Source organism: Phaeobacter sp. SYSU ZJ3003, assembly GCF_041300735.1.
Lineage (GTDB): Bacteria > Pseudomonadota > Alphaproteobacteria > Rhodobacterales > Rhodobacteraceae > Phycobacter > Phycobacter gallaeciensis_A.
In genome coordinates this window covers 112,256-126,474 of sequence record NZ_PXNU01000001.1, presented here as the reverse complement: position 1 = coordinate 126,474, position 14,219 = coordinate 112,256, and the positions used below count along the sequence as shown (strand labels likewise).

Below are 14,219 nucleotides of genomic sequence, written 5' to 3'. Positions count from 1 at the left end.
GTCTATCGCGCCATTGATTTTTCTGCGGCCCGCGCCAAAGCGAGCAGTGCACGGTCCTTACCGGGCAGGCCGTCAAACTCGATGCCGACCGGAAGGCCCGAGGAAACGGGGCACGGAAGCGAGATGCCGGGGGCGCCGATATTCGATCCAAGGTCGGTATTGCGGATGTAGGTGGGGAAGGTGGGGCATTGGTCACCGTTCAAATTAACGGTTTCGTCCTCACCGATGGGCCGTGCGGGCAGGGGGGTGGTCGGAAAGACAATCGCGTCCAATCCGTTGTCTTCGAAGACCTTGCCGTAGATCTGCCGCATCGCGGGGCGGTGCACATCCATCGCAGCCCGGTAGGCGGCTTCCGGCATCGCCTCGTCCCCCAGCTGACTGCCGATGGCGCCTGCCACATCAGGGGATCCGATGCCCTTGATGAGTGTTTCAAAGGAAACCTCTGGCGCGTGTTCGGCCAGATAGGCAGGAAGGTCACGCATGACCTCGTAGAAAACGACCGGGAAGCTGAAGGCTTCGTTGTGTGGCCAGATGCCATCGAAATCGACGTCGACAAGCTTAGCTCCCGCTGCCGACAGCACCGAAAGCTGCGCCTCGACCGCTGCGGCAACCACCGGATCGAGGTTGTCATAGAACATGTTCCGGGGCACGCCCAGCGTGACATCGGTCATCGCAAGCTCCGCGAGCGCGGCATCATCTCCGGATAGGACTCCATCGAAGAGGGCGATGTCGCGGGTGCTGCGGGCCAGGGTGCCGACGGTGTCGCGGGTGTGGGAGATCGGCACGACGCCATCGCTGTCATAGCGCCCGGTGGTCGGGCGGAAACCAATCACTCCGCACAGTGCTGCAGGAATGCGGCAGGAGCCGCCCGTATCCGTGCCGAGACCCGCCGGGAAGATCCCGGCTGCAACAGCGGCAGCGGTGCCGCCGGAGGAGCCGCCGGCGATCAGGCCGGGATCCGCCGGATTGTGCACCGCGCCGGTGACCGCATTGTTCGAAGTGATCCCGAAGGCGAGCTCGTGCATCCCCGCCTTGGCGCCGATGAAGCCGCCCGCCTTGGTGATGCGCTGCACAACACCGGCATCGGTGGCCGGAGTATGCCTTAATAGCGCCTTGGTACCGCCGGAGGTCGGATAGGCCGTTGTGTTGATATTGTCCTTGGCCACGATGGGCAGCCCGGCCAGCGCCGCCTCCGGGTGGGCTTCAAAGGCTGCGGCCGCCGCCTGGACAACCTGCCCGGCATCGAAACTTTGCAGCGCATTCAGATCGGCGTGTTTCGCGGCCCGCTCTGCCAGGGCTTCGGCATAGGCCGCCGGTGAAACCGATCCTTCCTTGAGCGCAGCGACCGTTGCAACGGCGTCCAAACGTTCCAAATCCAGCGTCATTCCTGTCTCCCTGATGGTTGGGAAACAGGATAGGTTTCGGCAGGATTACATTCCTATCATCACAAATGATGATTTTTCTCGGCCAAGAAAGGTGCCAGTTGGGTACGCCGGTTCAGCCCGGATTTTCGGAAGATGGAGGCGATGTGGGAGCGCAGGGTCGGCTTGGAAAAGCCCAGTTTTGCGCAGAGTTCATCATCGCTGAGGCCGGTGATCAGCAGGTCGGCAACTTCGGCCTCGCGCACCGTCAGACCCAGATCATCGGCGATATGTGCAAATCGAAAGGAGGGCGATTGCTGCGTGGAACTGCGCGCGCGGACCAGCGCGTTAACAAGGCTGGGCCCGACGGCATCCACGATCCGGGCATCCCGTGGTGTAAAATCCTCGCGGTTTGCGCCGCGCCAGATCCGCAGGTCGCCGATGTTGTCGCCCCGGTCATAGGCAAAGAAATCCATACCGTAGCACAGGCCATCTTGCTTCAGGAAATCGTTGTAGAACTCGGTCTTGACCAGCCGGTCGTGGCGCATCACTTCGCTGACCGGCGTCGCCTTCTTGCGCTTTTGCAGGGTTGGTGTGATCGGGTCGTTGAACTGAAAATAGCTTTCGTAGCGGCGCAGGTTGTCGTCGCTCATGTTGATCTGAACGCAGGACACGAACCTCTGCTCGGCATCATCCCAGACGTAAGAGGCGAAATAATCCGCCTTGAGAAGATCCAGCATCTTTTGGCCGACACGGCGCCGGACCTCGCAATGGTCAAAGGCACCACTGAGGTCTCGCATGATCGAAAAGATCAGCTCGGTTTCTGTTTCGGTTAGCTTCACTGGCACCAGTCGAAAGGGAACACGTCATTACTGTTGCAGAAAGAAACATCCACAACAAGAGGAGCGCGTTGCAAGGTCGAATCCCGATGCGGGCAACGTGGGAAAATGGGCTGTATGGGAGGCTGCGCGGCTGAAGACCACGCAGTTTTATGTTCGGGCGCAACCGGAATTCGTCATCCCGTGCTGAATGCGAAAACTCCGCACAGACCGGGTGGCGCGGTTGCAGGTGGCGTCCGCAGGCGTCAATAAGGGGGCTGTGCAAGGGTAAGGCCAGGGGCGCCCGGCAAAAAATGCGCTGGCCCCCGGTCTGGTCTGCATACGTGGTGAGAACGGTCAGTCCTGTTCGGCGTCCCAGTTCCAGGGCGGAGCGGTTTCGGCCTGCCAGATGCCGCGCGCATTGGCCTGCGCGATCGAGGCCTGCGGGACATAGCGGCCGTCGTTCTCATGCGCCCAGGCCAGTCCTTCTTCGACCAGCAGGGCCCCGACGTCGACCCCATCGGCATCGCAGGTGGCCAAGTGTCGGCCATAGTGATCCTGATCGGTGCTAAAGCATTCCACCCGCTCAGCTTCGTTCACAATGGAGCGCACCCGTTGGCGCGCCTGGGCGGCGCAATCCCAATAGGACCCGTCCGGCGTGTTGCAGCGCTGCACCGCGAGCGGCGCATCAATATCGACGAGGCGGATGTTCAGATCGCCCATAGCCAGCGAATCGCCATCGATAACCCGAAAGTCCCGGCCCGGCGCCGACACCAGCGGCACGACCTCACCGGCCAGTTTTTCGATGCTGTGCAACTGCAGGAAGATCTTTGCGGAAATGGGGTCGCCGGGCTGCAGATCGGCAGACATGGCAGCGCTGGCGGCAAAAGTAAGGGCGATACGGGCGGCAAGGTGTTTGATTTTCATCGGCGTGGCTTCTCTGATGATATTTGTCAGGTGGTGCTGATGGTTAAAAACTCGAATGAGCAGGATCATGCCCTCAAACAGGCCAATATTTGGTTAATGGCGGTGCAGACAGTGCCAGAGCGGTTCATCAGGGGCCCGCATGGCACGCCGTTGGGGCGCCGTATTCTCCCCAAGAAATCATACCGCTATGCCCCGCATCTCACCCTGGCCGAGCGGGGGGGGGATCCGGGGAAGCCGCCCCGGGCAGTCTCAGGTGTTCAGTCTGCAGGTCTGCAGAGAGGCGGGACAAGGGCCCTTGTGGGGCGCGCCGCAGTTCGGCTGCCACAAGGCTGCGGGCATAGGTGTCGGGATTAGGGTTTCAGCCGCTCAAGGATTTCCAGGTTGGCGCAGAAGGAAGGCGCAGCGGTCGCATCGGGTTCTGCGTTGCGCCAGTGTTCGCATTGCCGGGCGCAGTTGGAGGAATTGCAGCGATGCACCATGGTGGCATAATCCACTGCGGTGATGTCACCTTTTTTCATGGCGGCGCCAAGATCGACACCGGCAGCTCTGGCGGCGGTGGACATCAGGCCGATGGATTTGCTGAGGTACCCGGGCCTTGTCAGTTTTTCTGCTGTACTCATCAAAAAAGTGTCTCCGACCCACGCCAAAGGCGCGGCTGCTGTTGGTTCGTCGCGTGTTCAAGGCGACCATTCATGTCGAGACCGGCGGAGGAGCCGACCACGTCATCAGTTGCGTTTCCAATCTGACCGACAGCGACAGTTAAGGTGAAGAACGCGGCACGAATGGGGCACCAAAGCGCCAATCGGTAAGTTTCCGTAAAGACTAGTTACGATTTTATTAGAGCTGTCCTTATGGCGGTCACGCGACACGGCCTGAGAGAGAACAAGAGGATGGTACTCTCGCGTTCTCGGCCCGGTCTGTCCGTGTTCTGAGCTGGGGGTGTTTCTTGGACTTTTACGCCACGATGGGGGCGACCAGCCTGGTCAATGGGCGTTGCAAAAGAGATAGGCTTTTCTTGCGCGCTGCCCGCCCATTCCACCGGCGCGGCCATGCTCATCGATGGTCCGGTTTGAACGACGGCCACTCGGTACGATACTCGCTACATCCGAAAGCCAAACCCTTTGGGAAGGCCCCAAAGGTGGGCATTTGGCTCTGGTTCCTGACAACGGGATACTGATTACTGGCACATTCGGGCAAGGGAGAGGAGCACAGCCACACCTCACTATAACGTGATACAACCTTGGGTGGTTATGGGGGGATTCCAGACCTCTGCGTGGTTTGCTGCTCCGCCTGGTCGTTGGCACCAGATTACCGCGCCCTTATGACCTGGTTCAGCGGGCCGGGGAGAGGGTGGGCAGGCGCCGCCAAAAGGCGCATTGACGCCGGTTTCACGGCAGCACAGAGTCCCGATATGAATGCTGCCTTTGACATCACCCGCCTGCCGCGCCCCTTTGATTCCGAACTGGGTGCAGAAACCCGTGCTCTGGTGCCTTCGGCTTCGGCCGAAGTGGCTGAGCTTCTGGCCGGGACCGGCGGCTCCAGCCCCTATCTGAAAGGTCTGATCACGCGGGAGGCAGCCTGGCTGCCCGAAGCCCTGGCAGATCCCGAGGCGGCGTTGGAGGCCGTGTTTGACGACTGCCGCGCCATGGCGCCCGATCAGCTGAAACCGGGGCTGCGTCAGGCCAAGCGGCGTGTGGCCCTGCTGACGGCGCTTTGCGATCTGGGCGGTGTCTGGCCGCTGGAACGGGTGACTGGCGCGCTGACCGATTTCGGTGCACTTTGCGCCGATGTGGCGATCAAGTCGGAAATTGCGGCGCTGATCCGGCGCAAGAAACTGCCGGGAATGACTGAGGCAGATGTGGAAACTGCAGGCGGGCTGACCATCCTCGCCATGGGCAAGATGGGCGCGCATGAGCTGAACTACAGTTCTGACATCGATATGATCTGCCTCTTTGACGAAACCCGGTTCGACCCGGATGATTTCTATGAGGCGCGCCAGGGCATGGTGCGGGCTACTCGCAATATGTGCGCGCTGCTCAGTGACAAGACCGGGGATGGTTACGTCTTCCGTACCGATCTGCGCCTGCGCCCGGATCCCTCAGTGACGCCGGTCGCCATGGCGATGGAGGCGGCGGAACGCTATTACGAAAGCCTTGGGCGCACCTGGGAACGTGCCGCCTATATCAAGGCGCGCGCCTGCGCCGGGGACATTGCCGCAGGCGAGCGGTTCCTTGCGGCATTGCGGCCCTTTATATGGCGCCGCCATCTGGATTTCGCGGCTATCCAGGACGCCCACGACATGCGGCTCAGGATCCGTGAAAACAAGGGCACCGGAGGTGTGATCACCGTGCCGGGCCATGACATGAAACTGGGGCGTGGCGGTATCCGCGAGATCGAGTTCTTCACCCAGACCCGGCAACTGATCGCGGGCGGACGGGATGAAAGCCTGCGCCTGCGTGGCACGGTCGAAGGGCTGGCGGCGCTGGCGGCGCGGGACTGGATCCCCGCCGATGTCGCTGCAACCCTGACCGATCACTACCGATTCCACCGCGAGGTCGAGCATCGCATTCAGATGGTGCATGACGCCCAGACCCACCGGATGCCGCAATCCGAGGATGGCATCGCCCGCGTCGCCTGCCTGATGGGGCGCGATCCGGCTGAGCTTCAGTCGGAAATCCGCGACCGGCTGACCGAGGTGCATACCTTGACCGAAGGCTTTTTCGCCCCGGATGCAAAACCGGCGGCGGCGCCTGCGCTGCCCGAGGGGTTGGATGAGGCAGTGATTGCCCGCTGGCCCACCTATCCGGCGCTGCGCTCGGCCCGGGGCGCGCAGATCTTTGATCGATTGAAACCGGATCTTCTGGCGCGTCTGGCGCGTACCGCAAAACCGGCTGAGGCGCTTTTGGCGCTGGATGGCTTCCTCGCTGGTCTGCCCGCCGGGGTGCAGCTGTTTTCCCTGTTCGAGGCCAATCCGCAGCTGCTGGATTTGCTGGTGGATATCGTCGGCACCTCTGGCGAGCTGGCGGCCTTCCTGTCGCGCAACGCGGGCGTGTTCGACGCGGTGATCGGCGGCTCCTTCTTCGATCCCTGGCCGGGCGGCGCCAAGCTGCAGCAGGATCTGGAGGCGCTACTGGCGGCCGAAGGGGATTATGAAACCCAGCTCGACACCACCCGGCGCTGGTGCAAGGAATGGCATTTTCGCATCGGGGTGCATCATCTGCGCGGTCTGATCGATGCCGAAGCCGCGGGCGTGCAATACGCCGAATTGGCCGAGGCGGTGATCGCCGCATTGGTGCCCTGTGTCGAGGCGCAGTTTGCCGAGAAACACGGCGCCGCGCCCGGGCGCGGCGCGGCAGTGGTGGCGATGGGCTCGCTTGGGGCCGGGCGGATCAATGCGCAGTCCGACCTTGATGTGATCGTGATCTACGATCCGCAATCGGATGAAGGATCCGAAGGCAAGCGACCGCTGGCAACGCGCCCCTATTTTGCCCGGCTGACGCAGGCGCTGATCACCGCGCTGACCGCGCCGATGGCGCAGGGACGCCTTTATGAGGTCGATATGCGCCTGCGTCCCTCGGGCAATCAGGGGCCGGTGGCGACCAGTCTCGCCAGTTTTACCAACTACCAGCAGAACGAAGCCTGGGTCTGGGAGCATCTGGCGCTGACGCGGGCGCGTAGCATCGCCGGGCCTGCGGATCTGATCGCCGATATCGAAGACCTGCGTAGCGCGGTGCTGAGCCGCCCGCGTGAGCGGCTGCAGATCCTCACCGAGGTGGCCAACATGCGCGCCCGTATCGCGGCGGCCAAGGCCCCGGCGGGGGTCTGGGATGCAAAGACGGGGCCGGGCAGGATGATGGATATCGAACTCGTCGCGCAGGCTGGCGCGCTGCTCTCTGGTTCTGGGGCGCGGGATGTGGCGACTGGCCTGGACGGCGCCGTCGCATGTGGCTGGCTGGATGCCGCAGAAGGTACCAGACTGGCGCAGGCCTATCGCCTATTCTGGTCAGTGCAGACGGCGGCGCGGCTGCTGTCGGCCAAGGCGCTGGATACCGCAGCAATTGGTGAGGGCGGCGCGCAGTTCTTGTGCCGCAGCACCGGATTTGAAACGCTGCAGGGTTTGGAGCGGGACTTGGAAGACAGCTATGCGGCCTGTCGTGCGATGATCGACGGGGCGCTTGATCGGGAAGGTGCAAATGGCGCAGATGAGTGAGCAGGATCAGATGGACCCCAAGGGGCTGATCCGGGAATCCTTCCGGATCGACGGGATCGACATGTCGCAGTGCCGCAGTATCTTTCTGGACTGGGCGCTGAGCCTGCCCGGAGGGATTGATAACCGCGATGCGATGCAGCGCCTGCTTGCCAAATATGAGGACGGACAGCCGGACCACCCGATGGTCATCGTTCTGCGTGAGGGGCTCGCCGAGGTCGTGAAGCCGCGTCGGCGCGGCGGCTGGCGCAGTCGGGATCGCTAGGCGTTCGGTACCGCGCGCTATTACCGACTGGCGCGCTGCGGCCTCTTCCCCTCTATCTGCCTTGCAGCTATGAGGGGGCATGACAGACACAGCCTCCGCGCCGCAGCGCCCCCGCGTAAAACTGAAGCCCAAGGCCAATGCCCGTGCGATCCGGCATGGGTTTCCCTGGGTTTATGCCAATGAACTGGTCACCGACCGGCGCACCCGGAAACTGGCGCCGGGCACTTTGGCGGTGCTTGAGGATGAGGCGATGCGGCCGCTGGGGCTGGTCTCGGTCAATCCCGACAGCAAGATCATCGGCCGGATGCTGGACCGCAACCCTGAGGCACAGATTGATCAGGCCTGGTTCGAGGCGCGCCTGTCGCGGGCGCAGGAAATGCGCGCGCAGCTATATGATGCGCCGTTCTATCGACTGGTCCACGCCGAGGCGGACGGGCTGCCTGGCATCGTTATCGATCGGTTCGGCGATGTTTGCGTTGCGCAGCCCAATGCGGCCTGGGCCGAGGCGCATCTGGAGGCGCTGACGGCTGCACTGGCCACCGTCACCGGCGCAGAGGTGATCCTGAAGAATGCCTCCGGCCGCACCCGCGGGCTAGAGGGGCTGGACGATGTCAACGCCACCCTGCGGGGCGCGGCGCCGGATGCTCCGGTGCCGGTTCAGATGAATGGCGCGACCTATATGGCGGATCTGACTGGCGGGCAGAAAACCGGCCTGTTCTTCGATCAACGCGAAAACCACGCCTTTGCTGCCCGGCTGGTGGCGCCGGGTGCGCGGGTGCTGGATGTGTTCTCCCACGTCGGCGGTTTTGGTCTTGCCATGCTGGCGGCTGGCGCTGGTTCGGCGACCTGCGTTGATGGATCGGCGGCAGCGCTGGATCTGGCCGGGCAGGGGGCTGCGGCTTCGGGCTGGCAGGATCGTTTTGTCGCGCGGCAGGGCGATGCCTTTGACGTGCTGGCGGCGCTGGGCAGCGAAGGCGCGCAATTTGACGTGGTGATCTGCGATCCGCCCGCCTTTGCACCGTCGAAGAACGCGCTGGAGGCCGGTCTGCGTGCCTATGAACGGGTGGCCAAACTGGCCGCGCCGCTGGTGGCGCCGGGCGGCTATCTGGGGCTCTGTTCCTGTTCGCACGCGGCGGATCTGACCCGCTTCCGCAACGCCTCGGCGCGCGGGATCGGCAAGGCCGGGCGGCGCGGGCAGCTCATCCACACCGGATACGCCGGGCCGGACCATCCGCAGATGCCACAGCTGGCCGAAAGCGGTTACCTCAAGGCCGTGTTCTTCCGGCTGGACTGATCGCGCGTGAAACTGCTCCTTGATACTTGCGTTCTTTATCCCACGGTGATGCGGGAGATGCTGCTGGGCGCGGCGCGGCTGGGGCTTTATGCGCCGCTCTGGTCCGAGCGTATCCTGGAGGAATGGCGCCGCGCGGCGCTGAAACTCGGCCCCGAAGGGGCGGCGCAGGCCGCGTCCGAAGTTGCGCTGTTACAGGCGAACTGGCCCGGTGCACTTGTGGCGCCTGCACCGGGAGTGGAGGCGCGGCTGTGGCTGCCGGATGCGGCGGATGTGCACGTGCTGGCCGCCGCCATTGCGGGGCATGCCGATGGCATCGTCACCATGAACGCCAAGGATTTTCCGCGCCACACCCTGTCCGAGGAAGGGTTGAAACGCATCGGCCCGGATGAGCTGCTTTATGATCTGTGGCTCAAGGAACAGGCCGGGATGCAAACGGTCGGCGCGGCCGTTCTGGATGAGGCCAACCGCCTGTCCGGCGGCGGCTGGCAGATGCGTCCCTTGCTGAAAAAGGCACGCCTGCCACGGCTTGCCAAGGCGCTGGCGGGCTGAACCTAGATCTCTTTCAGGATTTCTGCGGCGATCTCGAACGACTGCATCCGGGCCTGATGGTCGTGGATCTGCCCGGTCAGGATCACCTCATCGGGCTGATACCGTCCAATGATCTCCGATAGCTGGCTACGCACGCTTTCAGGGCTGCCCACGGCGGTGATGCGCAGCGCCTCGTTCACACCTGCCAGAACATGCGGCTCCAGATGCGCGTTGATGTCATCCACCGGGGCGGGCAGCTTGCCCGGGCGACCCAGCCGCAGCCGGGCAAAGGCCTGCTGCATGGTGGTGCGCAGCCGGATACCTTCGGCGTCGCTGTCGGCGGCAAAGACGTTGATCGCCATCATCGCGTGGGGCTTGTCCAGGAAGGCCGAAGGCTGGAAGGCGTGCCGGTAGACCTCCAGCGCCTCCTCCAGCGCCTGCGGCGCGAAATGGGAGGCAAAGGCATAGGGCAGGCCCAGATGCGCGGCCAGCTGCGCGCCATAAAGGCTGGAGCCGAGGATCCAGACCGGCACATTGGTACCCTGGCCCGGGAAGGCGCGCACCGGCGCCTGCGGGTCCTCCGGCGCCATGAAGCCGATCAGATCGATCACATCCTGCGGAAAACTGTCGCCACTGGCAGCAGCCCCCATGCCGCGGCGCAGGGCACGGGCGGTCTGCATGTCGGTGCCTGGCGCCCGGCCCAGCCCCAGATCAATCCGGTCACCATAGAGGGAGGCCAGAGTACCGAAGGCCTCCGCCACCATATAGGGCGCATGGTTCGGCAGCATGATGCCGCCCGCGCCGATACGCATGGTGCTGGTCTGGCTGGCGATATGGCCGATCAGAACGGCAGTCGCGGCGCTGGCGATGCCGGGCATGTTATGATGCTCGGCCAGCCAGTAGCGGTGATAGCCTAGGCTTTCGGCCTTTTGCGCGAGTTCGGTGCTGTTTTTCAGCGCCTGCGGGATGGCAGAGCCTTCCGGAACCGGGGCAAGATCGAGCAGGGAATAGAGCATGAGCGCGGCCTTTTGATCGAGTGTTTTCCAAGATGTGGCGCCTCTTCCCGTGGGGCGCAAGGCGTGTGGCAGAGCAGGGAGGCACAAAGGCGGTATGACCTTCCGTCAGACCTTAGCCCAGTCCGCCTCCAGCCGTTCGATGGCGGCGATGCGCTGTTCGGTCTTGGGGTGGCTCATCAGCCAGGCTGGGGCCATGCCCGCGCGCGACTGGGTCAGTTCCTCAAGCTTGCGGAATAGACTTTTTTGCGGTTCGACCCCGATGCCTGCCTTCATCAGCAGGGCGGCCGCATATTCATCCGCCTCGTATTCATCGCCACGCGACAGCCGCGCAGCCAGAAGATTTGCCAGAAGTCCGGCAATCCAGGGGCCGACAAAAGGGATATAGCGCCCGAGGATCATCATCAGCGCGGTCCTGAGGGCGTTCTGGCCGGAAAAGTCGATGATGCGTTTCTTTGAATGCCCCAGCGCCACATGCCCCAGTTCATGCGCGATGACCGAGGCGAGCTCCGCATCGCTGACATCGCCCGCCTGATACTTGGCGTAGAACCCGCGGGTGATGAAGATACGTCCATCGGGGGCTGCAAGACCGTTCACCGGGTCGACCTCGTAGATGAAGACGGGGATATCCGCGACCTCCAGCGCTGCCGCCATCTGGTCGGTCAGCCGTTTCAGTTTCGGGTCCGCAAGCCGGGTTGAACGGGCATCAAGTTCGCGGTGGGTCCGCCAGACCGAAATCCGGTAGGAGACGAGGCCATAGAGCACGGCCAGCAGAATGGGAGTGAGACGCAGCATGAGGTAGATATGGGGCGGGCAAGCCCCGCGCTCAAGCGGATTGTTGGCCGCTTTTCGTGGAAACCTGCGCGAGGCTATCCCATTCGCAGTCGCCCTGCAGGGACGTCGCAGGCCAGCCGCTGGCCGTGATCGCATCCTGGAGCGCGGCATAGCAATCCGGATCGATACCGGTGCCGGACATCTTGTCCATGATCTTGTAGGCTTCCTCCAGCGGCATCGCATCGCGATAGGGGCGGTCGGCGGTCAGCGCGTCAAAGACGTCGGCAACGGCCATGATCCGCATGTCCCGCGTCAGCGCCTCTCCCTGAAGCCCATAGGGATAGCCCTTGCCATCGGGGCGTTCGTGGTGGGCCACGATCACTTCGGCCATCCGCCGGAAGGCGCCAACCCGGCTCAGCACGTCATAGCCCCAGACCGGATGCTTGCGGACGATATCCATCTCGTCCATCGTCAGCTTGCCCGGCTTGTCCAGAATGGTGTTCGAAATGCCTAGCTTGCCAATATCATGCAGCAGCGCGGCGCGGGTCATCCACCGGGTGTGGCAGGCCGCCAGTCCCAGCTGTTCACAGATCATGCGGGTATAGCGGGCGACACGTTGGGAATGGCCGTGGGTAAAGGGACTTTTAGCGTCGATCACCAGCGAAAAGGCATGGCTGATCTCATCAAGGTAGTCCTCGTTCACCTCTGCCGTGTGCAGGGCATGGGCGCAGGAGAACACCTGTTGCTCCAGTTCCGGTGACAGCAGGTCATGGGCGAAACCGGGGTCACGGATCAGGCTGGTGAAGACGCGGACCAGATCGGGGTCGAACCAGACGCCCGCGCGGTTTTCCATCTCCCGCGCGGCAGCTTCGGCGCCGAAATCCAGGGTAAAAACATCCGTCACCTGCGCCATCAGGGCGATGCGCGACAGGAGCGGGATCTGATCGCCCTGCAGGCCCAGAGGCCGCCCACCGCCGTCCCAATGTTCATCAAGTGAGGCGATCGCCTCGGCCACCTCTTCGGAAAACCGCATGCGGCGGGCGATTTCCGCCCCGCGACCGCAGCGATTGCGGACCAGCTCTTGCCCGATTTCGTCCCGGTGTCCGATTACATGGCGCAAAGTCTTCAGCCGCGTCAGGGGCGACGCCCCCCGGGCTGTGCTGCGCAGCACGAAGGGCATGCCTTCGCGGCAGCCTTTGACGCGTTTGAAGGTCCGTTTGAAGGCCAGATCATCCATCATGTAGAGTTCGTTGATCCGAGCCGCGTTAGAACTGCAACCGGTGTCTTTCATCAGCAGTGTGAAATACAGATCGGTGCGCATTTGCGGCGGCAGGTCCAGCGCCTCGGCCACCTGCATGCCGATCCAGGCGCAGCGGATGCAATGGCCCTTGGGCTGGCCTTCGGTCATATCCAGCGCGTGGCTGAGCGCGCCAAGGACTTCTCCAAGACGAAGCTCCGGCCCGGCGGTGCCGTCAAAGTTTGTGCCAGTGGTCATTAAATGGCTGTACTCGATAGGGATGCAGAACTGGGCATCGACGCTAATCGCGCGTGTTTGACGATTGATTAACGGTTTCCCGCGTCCGAAATCAAAATACGCAGGAATTTATTTAAGTTGGTATGAAGTGCAGCCTGCAAGCCGGAGCTTACCGGGTCAGCTCGCGCATGCCTTTTTCCAGCCCGTGCAGAGTCATCGGCACCATGCTGTCCTCGAAAATCTCGCGGATCATGCCGATGGAATGGGTATGGTCCCAGTAGTTCTCTGGCACCGGGTTGATCCAGAGATTGGATTTCCAGTGTTCGCGCGCGCGTTGCAACCACACCTGTCCAGCCTCCTGGTTCCAATGCTCATTGGCGCCGCCCGGATAGGCGATTTCATAGGGCGACATCGAGGCATCGCCGACGAAGATGCATTTGTAGTCCGGCCCATAGGTGCGCAGCACCTCGTGCGTCGGCGTTTGTGCATCCCAGCGGCGGCGGTTGTCGCGCCAGACGCCTTCGTAAAGACAGTTGTGAAAGTAGAAGTATTCCAGGTGCTTGAACTCAGACCGCGCGGCCGAGAACAGCTCTTCCACCACCTTGATATGCGGATCCATCGAACCGCCCACGTCAAGGAACAGCAGCACCTTCACGGCGTTGTGCCGCTCGGGCCGGGTCTTGACGTCCAGATAGCCATGTTCGGCGGTGGCGCGGATGGTATTGTCGAGATCAAGCTCTTCTTGCGCGCCTTCGCGGACCCAGCGGCGCAGGCGCTTCAGGGCGACCTTGATGTTGCGTGTGCCAAGCTCCACGTCGCCATCGAGGTTCTTGAACTCGCGCTTGTCCCAGACCTTCACCGCGCGGCGATGGCGGCTTTCCTTCTGGCCGATGCGCACCCCTTCGGGATTATAGCCATAGGCGCCAAAGGGCGAGGTGCCGGCGGTGCCGACCCATTTGTTGCCGCCCTGATGGCGCCCTTCCTGTTCCTTCAGACGCTCTTTCAGGGTTTCCATCAGCTTGTCAAAACCGCCAAGCGCCTCGATCTCAGCCTGTTCTTCTGGCGAAAGATGCTTTTCCGCCATCTTGCGCAGCCAGTCTTCGGGAATGTCCACGGCGTCCAGCACGGCTGAGGCAGGCAGTGCCTCCAGCCCTTCGAATGTGGCGGCAAAGGCGCGGTCGAACTTGTCGATATTGCGCTCGTCCTTCACCATGGCGGCGCGCGCCAGGTAGTAAAAGGCGTCAAGATCGTAGGTCACCAGCCCTTTTTTCATGCCTTCCAGAAAGGTCAGGTACTCCCGCAGCGAAACGGGGACCGAGGCCTGGCGCAGGTTTTCGAAAAAGGGTTGAAACATCTGGGACCTTTCTGGGCAGTTACACCGCCATCCGGTGAATGATCAGGGTGGCGAGCATCCCGACAATACCAAAGGCAATGGCATAGACAGCGCCATATTGCAGCATGTCGGCAAGATTGCCGTTACGTTTCCGGGCCGTCAGCGCGCCTGTCAGCGCCCCCAGCAGCAATGCAGCGATTACGATCATCTTGTCAGTCCGCCTGT

14 protein-coding genes are annotated in these 14,219 nt (G+C 62.8%); 5 read left to right on the top strand and 9 right to left on the bottom strand.

All coding sequences use genetic code 11. The features are described 5' to 3' along the window. Window positions 1-2: 2 nt before the first annotated feature. Window positions 3-1,385: an indoleacetamide hydrolase gene (gene iaaH / locus C6W91_RS00575; protein ID WP_274868824.1), complete on the bottom strand. Its 1,383-nt coding sequence runs from the start codon at window positions 1,383-1,385 to the stop codon at window positions 3-5. 59 nt (window positions 1,386-1,444) lie between these two features. After that, on the bottom strand, window positions 1,445-2,161 hold the full coding sequence (locus C6W91_RS00570; protein ID WP_274868822.1) for a helix-turn-helix transcriptional regulator: 717 nt from the start codon (window positions 2,159-2,161) through the stop codon (window positions 1,445-1,447). Between C6W91_RS00570 and C6W91_RS00565 the strand changes: the two genes are divergently transcribed. Further along, window positions 2,160-2,390, top strand: coding sequence for a hypothetical protein (locus tag C6W91_RS00565; protein ID WP_274868821.1), 231 nt, complete (start codon window positions 2,160-2,162; stop codon window positions 2,388-2,390). The genes C6W91_RS00570 and C6W91_RS00565 overlap by 2 nt on opposite strands. A gap of 146 nt (window positions 2,391-2,536) precedes the next feature. Here the strand turns inward: C6W91_RS00565 and C6W91_RS00560 are convergent, their stop codons facing one another. Continuing rightward, entirely contained in the window at window positions 2,537-3,106 is a 570-nt protein-coding gene (locus C6W91_RS00560) for a thermonuclease family protein (RefSeq protein WP_065273219.1), read from the bottom strand. A gap of 350 nt (window positions 3,107-3,456) precedes the next feature. Next, window positions 3,457-3,726 carry a DUF6455 family protein gene (locus C6W91_RS00555; protein ID WP_274828536.1) on the bottom strand — a complete coding sequence of 90 codons (270 nt, stop codon included), beginning with the start codon at window positions 3,724-3,726 and terminating at the stop codon, window positions 3,457-3,459. A 791-nt stretch (window positions 3,727-4,517) separates the two neighbouring features. Between C6W91_RS00555 and C6W91_RS00550 the strand changes: the two genes are divergently transcribed. The 4 genes from C6W91_RS00550 to C6W91_RS00535 all read left to right on the top strand — a co-directional run bounded on the left by C6W91_RS00550 (window position 4,518) and on the right by C6W91_RS00535 (window position 9,421). Further along, window positions 4,518-7,316 (top strand): glutamine-synthetase adenylyltransferase, encoded by a 2,799-nt coding sequence (locus C6W91_RS00550; protein ID WP_274868820.1) that lies wholly within the window; start codon window positions 4,518-4,520, stop codon window positions 7,314-7,316. After that, window positions 7,309-7,578 carry a hypothetical protein gene (locus tag C6W91_RS00545; protein ID WP_065273808.1) on the top strand — a complete coding sequence of 90 codons (270 nt, stop codon included), beginning with the start codon at window positions 7,309-7,311 and terminating at the stop codon, window positions 7,576-7,578. Before C6W91_RS00550 ends, C6W91_RS00545 begins: the two co-directional genes overlap by 8 nt. Before the next feature lie 79 nt (window positions 7,579-7,657). Further along, window positions 7,658-8,872 carry an RSP_2647 family RNA methyltransferase gene (locus C6W91_RS00540; protein WP_370570388.1) on the top strand — a complete coding sequence of 405 codons (1,215 nt, stop codon included), beginning with the start codon at window positions 7,658-7,660 and terminating at the stop codon, window positions 8,870-8,872. A 6-nt stretch (window positions 8,873-8,878) separates the two neighbouring features. Then, the gene (locus C6W91_RS00535; RefSeq protein WP_274828533.1) at window positions 8,879-9,421 is read left to right on the top strand and encodes an RSP_2648 family PIN domain-containing protein; all 543 of its coding nucleotides are present in this window, start codon (window positions 8,879-8,881) and stop codon (window positions 9,419-9,421) included. A 2-nt stretch (window positions 9,422-9,423) separates the two neighbouring features. On the opposite strand, the gene C6W91_RS00530 is transcribed toward C6W91_RS00535, so the two are convergent. From C6W91_RS00530 to C6W91_RS00510, 5 genes are all read right to left on the bottom strand, one after another. Continuing rightward, a complete protein-coding gene (locus tag C6W91_RS00530; protein ID WP_274868818.1) occupies window positions 9,424-10,416 on the bottom strand; it encodes an LLM class flavin-dependent oxidoreductase in 993 nt (330 codons plus the stop codon). Window positions 10,417-10,521: 105 nt separating this feature from the next. Continuing rightward, window positions 10,522-11,208 (bottom strand): M48 family metallopeptidase, encoded by a 687-nt coding sequence (locus C6W91_RS00525; RefSeq protein WP_274868817.1) that lies wholly within the window; start codon window positions 11,206-11,208, stop codon window positions 10,522-10,524. 31 nt (window positions 11,209-11,239) lie between these two features. Continuing rightward, window positions 11,240-12,682 carry an HD-GYP domain-containing protein gene (locus C6W91_RS00520; RefSeq protein WP_274831980.1) on the bottom strand — a complete coding sequence of 481 codons (1,443 nt, stop codon included), beginning with the start codon at window positions 12,680-12,682 and terminating at the stop codon, window positions 11,240-11,242. Between the two features lie 148 nt (window positions 12,683-12,830). Next, window positions 12,831-14,015, bottom strand: coding sequence for a VWA domain-containing protein (locus tag C6W91_RS00515; RefSeq protein ID WP_274833672.1), 1,185 nt, complete (start codon window positions 14,013-14,015; stop codon window positions 12,831-12,833). Between the two features lie 19 nt (window positions 14,016-14,034). Further along, window positions 14,035-14,202 (bottom strand): hypothetical protein, encoded by a 168-nt coding sequence (locus tag C6W91_RS00510; protein ID WP_165832664.1) that lies wholly within the window; start codon window positions 14,200-14,202, stop codon window positions 14,035-14,037. Window positions 14,203-14,219: the final 17 nt, after the last annotated feature.

Excerpts from the sequence above, each read along its gene's own strand:
- iaaH (WP_274868824.1), bottom strand. The coding sequence starts at position 1,385 with ATGACGCTGGATTTGGAACGTTTGGACGCCGTTGCAACGGTCGCTGCG.
- C6W91_RS00555 (WP_274828536.1), bottom strand. The coding sequence starts at position 3,726 with ATGAGTACAGCAGAAAAACTGACAAGGCCCGGGTACCTCAGCAAATCC.
- C6W91_RS00570 (WP_274868822.1), bottom strand. The coding sequence starts at position 2,161 with ATGCGAGACCTCAGTGGTGCCTTTGACCATTGCGAGGTCCGGCGCCGT.
- C6W91_RS00565 (WP_274868821.1), top strand. The coding sequence starts at position 2,160 with ATGATCGAAAAGATCAGCTCGGTTTCTGTTTCGGTTAGCTTCACTGGC.
- C6W91_RS00545 (WP_065273808.1), top strand. The coding sequence starts at position 7,309 with ATGAGTGAGCAGGATCAGATGGACCCCAAGGGGCTGATCCGGGAATCC.
- C6W91_RS00520 (WP_274831980.1), bottom strand. The coding sequence starts at position 12,682 with ATGACCACTGGCACAAACTTTGACGGCACCGCCGGGCCGGAGCTTCGT.
- C6W91_RS00560 (WP_065273219.1), bottom strand. The coding sequence starts at position 3,106 with ATGAAAATCAAACACCTTGCCGCCCGTATCGCCCTTACTTTTGCCGCC.
- C6W91_RS00550 (WP_274868820.1), top strand. The coding sequence starts at position 4,518 with ATGAATGCTGCCTTTGACATCACCCGCCTGCCGCGCCCCTTTGATTCC.
- C6W91_RS00510 (WP_165832664.1), bottom strand. The coding sequence starts at position 14,202 with ATGATCGTAATCGCTGCATTGCTGCTGGGGGCGCTGACAGGCGCGCTG.
- C6W91_RS00530 (WP_274868818.1), bottom strand. The coding sequence starts at position 10,416 with ATGCTCTATTCCCTGCTCGATCTTGCCCCGGTTCCGGAAGGCTCTGCC.
- C6W91_RS00540 (WP_370570388.1), top strand. The coding sequence starts at position 7,658 with ATGACAGACACAGCCTCCGCGCCGCAGCGCCCCCGCGTAAAACTGAAG.
- C6W91_RS00525 (WP_274868817.1), bottom strand. The coding sequence starts at position 11,208 with ATGCTGCGTCTCACTCCCATTCTGCTGGCCGTGCTCTATGGCCTCGTC.
- C6W91_RS00515 (WP_274833672.1), bottom strand. The coding sequence starts at position 14,015 with ATGTTTCAACCCTTTTTCGAAAACCTGCGCCAGGCCTCGGTCCCCGTT.